The sequence below is a fragment of the Pseudomonas protegens genome (assembly GCF_003732485.1).
Taxonomy (GTDB): Bacteria; Pseudomonadota; Gammaproteobacteria; order Pseudomonadales; family Pseudomonadaceae; genus Aquipseudomonas; species Aquipseudomonas protegens_B.
On record NZ_MOAK01000073.1, the window covers coordinates 123,788 to 131,471 of the forward strand.

General features: G+C 60.9%; 8 protein-coding genes. 3 read left to right on the plus strand and 5 right to left on the minus strand.

The genetic code is table 11. The features are described from left to right. The 4 genes from BLX41_RS18805 to BLX41_RS18820 all read right to left on the minus strand — a co-directional run. The coding region (locus BLX41_RS18805) for a DUF4350 domain-containing protein (protein ID WP_259745006.1) at window positions 1-770 on the minus strand (770 nt) is incomplete at its 3' end. Then, window positions 767-2,317, minus strand: a complete 1,551-nt coding sequence (locus BLX41_RS18810; protein WP_123726100.1) for a DUF4129 domain-containing protein — start codon at window positions 2,315-2,317, stop codon at window positions 767-769. The genes BLX41_RS18810 and BLX41_RS18805, both read right to left, overlap by 4 nt. After that, window positions 2,304-3,284, minus strand: coding sequence for a stage II sporulation protein M (locus BLX41_RS18815; RefSeq protein ID WP_123726101.1), 981 nt, complete (start codon window positions 3,282-3,284; stop codon window positions 2,304-2,306). Before BLX41_RS18815 ends, BLX41_RS18810 begins: the two co-directional genes overlap by 14 nt. Next, on the minus strand, window positions 3,281-4,006 hold the full coding sequence (locus BLX41_RS18820) for an RDD family protein (protein ID WP_123726102.1): 726 nt from the start codon (window positions 4,004-4,006) through the stop codon (window positions 3,281-3,283). The genes BLX41_RS18815 and BLX41_RS18820 overlap by 4 nt, the downstream gene beginning before the upstream one ends. Window positions 4,007-4,191: 185 nt before the next feature. On the opposite strand from BLX41_RS18820, the gene sbcB reads away from it, so the two are divergent. After that, entirely contained in the window at window positions 4,192-5,619 is a 1,428-nt protein-coding gene (sbcB, locus tag BLX41_RS18825; RefSeq protein ID WP_123726103.1) for an exodeoxyribonuclease I, read from the plus strand. Window positions 5,620-5,724: 105 nt separating this feature from the next. Here sbcB and mvaT read toward each other — a convergent pair whose 3' ends face one another. Further along, a complete protein-coding gene (gene mvaT / locus BLX41_RS18830) occupies window positions 5,725-6,099 on the minus strand; it encodes a histone-like nucleoid-structuring protein MvaT (RefSeq protein ID WP_102860539.1) in 375 nt (124 codons plus the stop codon). A gap of 346 nt (window positions 6,100-6,445) precedes the next feature. Between mvaT and purU the strand changes: the two genes are divergently transcribed. After that, window positions 6,446-7,294 carry a formyltetrahydrofolate deformylase gene (purU, locus tag BLX41_RS18835; protein WP_102880993.1) on the plus strand — a complete coding sequence of 283 codons (849 nt, stop codon included), beginning with the start codon at window positions 6,446-6,448 and terminating at the stop codon, window positions 7,292-7,294. Window positions 7,295-7,360: 66 nt separating this feature from the next. Continuing rightward, window positions 7,361-7,531: a hypothetical protein gene (locus BLX41_RS33765; RefSeq protein WP_185073669.1), complete on the plus strand. Its 171-nt coding sequence runs from the start codon at window positions 7,361-7,363 to the stop codon at window positions 7,529-7,531. Window positions 7,532-7,684: the final 153 nt, after the last annotated feature.

Here is a 7,684-nt window from a genome sequence, read left to right on the forward strand (position 1 = left end):
TAGCGCCAGAGCAATTGCCACAGGCTCGGGTGGTCAGTGTTGAACAGCAGGGTTACCGCCGTATCGGTATTGAGGTACCACAGCAGCCAGGCGTTGTCGTACAGGCCGATGGCCGGGGCTTTCCAGATGTCGGCGTCGGTCAGCACGGTGACCGAGCCCTGGCCGTAGTCGAGCTGGATCATGTGGGTGGCCACGCCGCTGTTGGCCCAGGACAGGGCCAGGCTGTCCGGGTCGTCCAGGTGGAAGGCGGTGTCGAAGCCGATGTAGGCCGGGGCCTGTTCGTCTTCCAGATAGACTTTGGTCAGCTTGGGAAAGGCGTCGTTGGCTTCCTGTTCCGGCGGTTCCTCAAGGTCCTCGCTGAGCTGTTGATGGATCTGCACCCGATCCAGCAGCAGGTCACCGCTTTGTTGGGTGTCATCGTCCCACAGGGCTTCGGCGACAAAGATCAGCCGGCCACCGGCACGGGCCCAATCCAGCACCTGGTCGACCTGGCGCGGGCTCATGTTCGAGCGTTCCCCCAGCAACAACAGGCTGTTGCCGGCGGGCTTCAAGGTGGCCAGTACTTCCAGGCCGTTGGCGTGATCGACCTTCAGGCCGCGTTCGCGCATAAACATCTCGGCGGCCAGGTAGGGATTGGCGCGGGCTTCGGGAGACGGACCGTGATCGACGAGTTCCTGGTAAGGCGTGGCGTGGCGGTACAGGTAGTAGCCGGCGGCTCCCAGTACCAGGATCAGCAACAGGGCCAGGCTGCCCCATAGATAGCGTTTCATGCGGGCGCTCCTAGGCCGAACAGGCTGCGCCAGGCGTCGCACAGTTGTGGCTGCAGATCGGCGCCGGGAACCCGGTGCCCGTAGGCCATGTTCTGCCAGTGTTTCGTCAGCTCGCGGCTGAAGGCTTCCAGGGGCGGTTGCTGCAAGGCCTTGATCCGCTCCAGTACCTGGCCTTCGGTGTCGGCCACGCTGAGGGGCAGATGAAAGTCTTCCAGCAGGCGACTGAGCAGTGCCCGATACAGCAGGCCCAGGGCTTCCCGAGGCTGACTGGACCAGAGCTCCTCGGCGCGGGCGGCCACATCGGCGGGCAGGGTTTCGCTGCTGACGTCCAGACCGAACAGTTGCTGGGGGATCGCGGCGGGGCGTTTCTTGCGCGGTAGCGGACGGCGGCTGACAAAGGCACGCAACCAATCGCGGTAGCGCCAGATCAGCCAGCCCAGGGCCCCTAGCAGCAAGCCCCAGAGGAGGATTTCCAGGCCCTTGGCGAGGCTGCCGAAGCTGTTGTTGTCGAGGTTTTCCAACAGGCTCTTGAGCCAGCCCGGCGGCTTGCCCTTGGCGTCTTTCTTCTGTGCCTGTTCTTCGCCGAAGCGGTAGCGGGTGACCGATTCCTGGTTCTTGAAGGGCGGCTTTTCCAGGATGCCCTGGATGCTGTCCTTCGAGGCCTTGCTGGTCAGCGGTTGCTGCAGCAGCCGTGGCGCTTCGGGGCCGGCCACGGAACTGCTGGGGGTGGCTGCCCAGAGCGATTGGCCCGGTATCGCCAGCATCAGACCGGTCACCAGCAGCAGCGCTGCGGCGCCTGCCAGACGCTGGCGCAGGCGGCGGAAAACCAGTTCGATGTCCCAGGCCTCGAGCTCGGTGCGGCGGTTGAGGTACAGGCTGAAGCCACAGGCCACGTAGATCGGTTCCCAGATCACCAGGACCAGGGCGTAGAAGGCGTTGGTCAGGTGTTCCAGCCAGAGCCAGTCCTGCTGAGCGGCGATGACCAGGCTCTGCCAGTTCCAGTCCAGCTCGATCTGTTGCGGCAGCAGCAGGTAGAACAGCACCATCAGGCCGATCCACAAGGCGCCCTCCAGGTGCATGCCGATCAGGGTCAACCAGCGTGCGGCCCCGGCATTTCGCTGCAGCAGGACCGCCAGGCGTTGTTGCCGGGCGTCGCCACTCAGGCCTTCGAGTTGCACCACCGGCATGACAAAGCTGCGGCTCATGCTGAAGCGGCGCCAGGTCAGGCTCGCCAGCAATTGTGGCTTGAGCAGCCGTGGCCATTGCCTCAGCGCCTCTCCCAGGCTTGGGGTTTCCCCGAACAGGGCTTTGGAGAGGATGAACAGCGGCAGGCGTTCGAAGGCCGGTTTCAGCCACCAGAACAACAACACTGCCAAGGATGGGGATTGCCACAGCAGCAGGCTCAGCAGGGCGAACACCGGCAGGCTGACGATGGCCCAGCTGGTCATCAGCAGGCGTCGGTGGCGCTGGCTCAGCAGTACGCCCAGGTCCATGGCTTCCCAGGGGGGGCGTGGGCGGATCGTCACGCTGGCGTCACTCAGGCGCATGGGATTCACGTCCGGCCAGGGTCAGGTACGCCGCCACCAGGCTCCACAGGGCGGCGCCGACGCTGTATTTGATCCAGGGAGCGGGCCAGGTCATGGAGGACCAGTAGGCTTCGATAAAGGCCGCGATCAGCAGGAACACGATGACCCCGTAGACCAATTGCACGCTGATCCGCGCAGCCTGCAACAGGGCTTCGCCGCGGCTCAGGCGACCGGGAGCGATCAGTGCCCAGCCCAGCTTCAGCCCGGCCGCACCGGACAGGGCAATGGCGCTCAGTTCGAAGGCACCGTGACCGATGACGAAGGGCCAGAAGGTCTGGCCGAAACCGATCTGGGTCAGGTGGCCGGCGATGGCGCCGATCATCAGGCCGTTGAAAAACAGGAAGAACACGCTACCCAGGCCGAACAGCAAACCGCTGGCAAAGGTCTGAAAGGCGATGCCGATGTTGTGCATGATGTAGTAGCCGAACATCACCCAGTCTTCACTGGAGGCGCGTTCGGCAGCGCGCCCCAGGCGTCCGGCACTGGGGTCGTACATGCCCTGCATTTCCGTCACCTGTTGCTGGCTCACCAGGCTGTAGATCAGCTCGGGAAACAGATACACCAGCAGTCCTATACCCAGCAGACTGCCGAAGAACAGCAGGCTGGCGATCAGCACCAGGCGCCATTCCTGGCGCACCAGGCGGGGAAAGCCGGCCAGTACGAAACCCAGGACATTGGCGCTGATGGCGGTGCGTTGACGGTACAACTGCTGATGGCCGCGCAAGGCCAGTTGCTGCAGAGGGTCGATCAGGTAGCTGCTGTAGCCGCGCTCCTGAGCCAGGGCCAGGTGCTGGCACAGGCGACGGTAGTCCTGGACGAAGCTCTGGCAGTCTTCGGCTTTGGCCCGGCGTCGCTCCAACTGGTCCAGCAGTTGCTCGAACTGTTGCCATTGCGCCTGGTGACGGTTTTCAAAAAGGCTTTGTTTCATGTCGTTCCCAGAAAGCCGCGGGCGATGCCATTGAGTTCGGCTGTAGCCTGGGCGGTGGGTACATGCAGCGGCTGCGCGAGGATCGCCGCCAGTTCCCGGGTCCGTTCGGCCGACAGCTGACTCTGGCGTTCGGCAAACTCGAGAATCGCCCGTTGTTCATTCAGGCTCAGGGCAAAAGGCGCGGAGCGGGGCAGGGCGTCTGGCAATTGCGGTCGCTTGACCGGCTGCTCGCGGTAGATCACCAGGGTGCCGGCGGCCAAGTCGCCGAGGCGTTTGAAGGTCGGGTGCTGCAGGCAACTGATTGCGCCGAGGAAGTAGCCGAATGGCAGCATGTCGGCGAAACGCAACAGGTTGCGAGTCAGGGAGGCGCTCCAGCCGATGGGGGTGCCATCGTCCTGCACCACCCGCAGCCCCATCAGTTGTTTACCGGGAGAGCGGCCCTGGTTCAGCACCTCGAACAGCACCATGTACCACCAACTGATCAGGAACAGCAGGATCGAACCGAGGCCGATACCGATCTCGCCGAAAAAACCGAGCACAATGAACAGCAGGCCCAGCACCAGCCCGCGGATACCCAGGTCGAGGGAAAACGCCAGGGTACGGACCAGCAATCCCGCAGGTCGCAGTGGCAGATCGATGCCCTCGGGGGTTTCGACCTGATACCGCGTATCCAGTGGCGGGTGCAGCGATGCGTTCCGTGGCGTTGCTGTCGTCTCAAGCATGGGCAACTTGTCGGCTTGGCCTGGTAGAGAAAAATCCAGCGCCGATGCTAGCAGTGTCTGAGGGGCAAACGACATCATTAACTACGAATTCAATACCCCGATCTGCGAGCTGCCTGGACGCGCGGCTGGCCCTGGTGGCGCTTGAGCGCCTAGACTGCGGCGGTCTTTCAGTTCAGGAACAGGCCGTGACTTCCCTCTTTTGGTACGACTACGAAACCACCGGCATCAACCCTCGCAGCGATCGCCCGTTGCAAGTGGCCGGTATTCGCACCGATCTGGCACTCAATGAGATCGACGAGCCGGTCAACCTCTACTGCCAGCCCAGCGACGATATCCTGCCGCATCCGATGGCCTGCATGATCACCGGCATCACCCCGAGTCGTCTGGCCGCGCAAGGCTTGAGCGAGGCGGATTTCATGACCCGGGTGCACGGGCAACTGGCGCGTCCGGGGACTTGCGGAGTTGGCTACAACACCCTGCGTTTCGACGATGAGGTGACCCGCTACAGCCTGTACCGCAACTTCTTCGATCCCTATGCCCGGGAATGGCAAGGTGGCAACAGCCGCTGGGACTTGATCGATGTGGTGCGCACGGCCTATGCCCTGCGTCCCGAGGGTATCGTCTGGCCGCAGGAGCAGGGGCAGGTAACCCTCAAGCTGGAGCGCCTGACCGCCGCCAATGGTATCGACCACGGTCAGGCCCACGATGCGCTGTCCGATGTCCGCGCCACCATTGCCCTGGCGCGCCTGATTCGTGACAGGCAACCCAAGCTCTATGACTGGCTGTTTCAGCTGCGCAGCAAGCAGCGGGTGATGGATCAGATTCGCCTGCTGCAGCCGCTGGTGCATATTTCCGGGCGTTTCTCTGCGGCACGGCACTATATCGGGGTGGTGCTGCCCCTGGCCTGGCATCCACGCAACCGCAATGCGCTGATCGTCTGTGATCTGCATCTGGACCCACAGGGGCTGCTGGACCTGGATGCCGAAACCTTGCGTCAGCGTTTATATACGCGGCGCGAAGATCTTCTGGAGGGTGAGCTGCCAGTGCCGTTGAAACTCATCCATATCAATCGCTGCCCGGTAGTGGCGCCATTGAGTGTCCTGCGCGCGCAGGATCAACAACGGCTGCACTTGGACATGGAGCAATACCAGCGCCGTGGGTTGCTTTTGACTGAAGCCCAGGAAGTTTGGCGGGATAAACTTTCGGTGATTTACGGCCCTGATGAGTTCGCCGCCAGTGAGGACCCGGAGCAACAGTTGTACGACGGCTTTATTGGCGATCGCGACCGGCGTTTGTGTGAGCAAGTGCGTGAGGCCGATCCGTTGCATTTGGCTCAGCAACAGTGGCCATTTGATGATGAACGCTTGCCTGAATTGCTCTTTCGCTACCGTGCCCGCAACTTTCCGGAGACATTGGATAAAACCGAGCAAGAGCGTTGGCGCGGTTTCTGTCAGCAGCGTTTGCTGGACCCGAAACTCGGCGCGCCCAATACCCTGGAAAGTTTCGCTCAGGGACTTGAGCAATCGTTGTTAAATGCTGATCCGAAGCAGCGTCAGGTGCTGGATGAGTGGCAGGAGCATGTTCGTGCCCTGGCTGGCCGTCTGGCTCTTTGAGGGATTGCCCCGGCCCTGTAGCGGGTCGCCGGGGCATAAAAAAACGCCAGCGGGCTGGCGTTTTTTCAATCAGGCTGCAAGAGCCCGGGCGCTCACTGGCAAGGCTTAGCCCAGCAGGGTTGCCCAGCCTTCAACCACATCGCCGCCCCACTTGGCTTTCCACTCTTTCAGAGTCTTGTGGTTGCCACCTTTGGTTTCGATGACTTCGCCATTGTGCGGGTTTTTGTACTGTTTAACTTTACGGGCACGCTTGGTGCCGGTGGTTTTTACTGCGGCGCGTGGTGCTTTAACTTTCGAGTCCGGATCCAGCAGGGCGATGATGTCGCGCAGGGACTTGGAGTACTCGCCCATCAGGCTGCGCAGTTTGCCTTCGAATTCCAGTTCGGTTTTCAGTTTGTCGTCTTGGGACAGGTTTTTCAAACGTGCTTGCAGTTCTTTAATGGCTTCTTCTGTAGCACGGTATTCGTTGATCAGGGACATGTGGACTACCTTATTGAGCGCTGAGTGGCTGGGTGACAATGTCGCAATAATAGTCAGAGAGTATGTGCAAGTAAACATAATACCGCTGTTTTATTTGTCTCTCTTAGTGTGTTTAGGCGTAAAACTCATTTCGCTATTTAATAGGTCGAAGGGTTCGATTGCGCTATTCACAAACTAGTTATGTGCTAATGGCAAGTGTCGGTATCTGTCGTCGCCGTGGCAGTCGATAAGGCGTTTCAAGGTGCGTTTGCCAATCTAATCAAGGCCCGGGGCGCAATGGATACTGCAGTTTTTTCGCGTAGTGGCTAGAATGGCGACCTTTGCGAAGTTCTGGAGTTTCCCCCTCATGCGCACCTTTCGGTTGGTGATTTCTTGCCCTGACCGCGTTGGCATCGTTGCCAAAGTCAGTAACTTTCTGGCCTCCCATAACGGTTGGATCACCGAAGCGAGCCACCACTCGGACAACCTCAGTGGCTGGTTCTTCATGCGCCACGAGATTCGTGCCGATTCCCTGCCTTTTGGCCTGGAGGCTTTTCGCGAGGCATTTGCGCCGATCGCCGAAGAGTTCTCGATGGACTGGCGGATCACTGATACCGCCGAGAAAAAGCGTGTGGTGCTCATGGCCAGTCGCGAGTCCCATTGCCTGGCCGACTTGTTGCACCGCTGGCACAGCGATGAGCTGGACTGTGAGATCGTCTGTGTGATCTCCAACCACGATGACCTGCGCAGCATGGTCGAGTGGCACGGCATTCCCTATTACCACGTACCAGTCAATCCTCAGGACAAGGAGCCGGCATTCGCCGAGGTGTCGCGCCTGGTCAAACAGCACGACGCCGAAGTGGTGGTGCTGGCGCGCTACATGCAGATTCTGCCGCCGGCGTTGTGCAGCGAATATGCGCACAAGGTGATCAACATCCACCACAGCTTCCTGCCGTCCTTCGTTGGTGCCAAGCCTTACCACCAGGCTTCTCTGCGTGGGGTGAAGCTGATTGGCGCCACCTGCCACTACGTCACCGAAGAGCTGGACGCCGGTCCGATCATCGAGCAGGACGTGGTACGAGTCAGCCATAGCGACAGCATCGAGGACATGGTGCGTTTCGGTCGTGATGTGGAGAAGATGGTCCTGGCCCGCGGCCTGCGCTACCACCTCGAAGACCGCGTGCTGGTGCACGGCAACAAGACCGTGGTGTTCTGATTGAAAAAAACCAGGAGCGGGGGGCAATATCCCGATCCTGGTTCTGTAAATCATGAGGTCAGCCCGATGACCGATCCACTGGATAAAGCCACTTCCCAGGCCCCCGCCACCCTCGGCGAGGGGTGCTTGAGCCGCTACGACCCTGACGAACTTGATGCCGATGACGGCACCGAGTTTCCGGGGGCCGCCCAACTGTGGGAACAGTTGCAGCAGGAGTCTCCGCCGCAACCGCAGTGAGTGGTTTGCCGGCAAGCCGGCTTCTATTTTAAAGGTTGGTAATCGGCTCCCCGCTTAGGAGCCGACTCGCCGGCGAAGGGGCCCTGAGGCCTGTCATCAAATCCTGAAACTGCCCACCAGATGCTTCAAGCGTGCTGCTTGCTGTTCCAGATC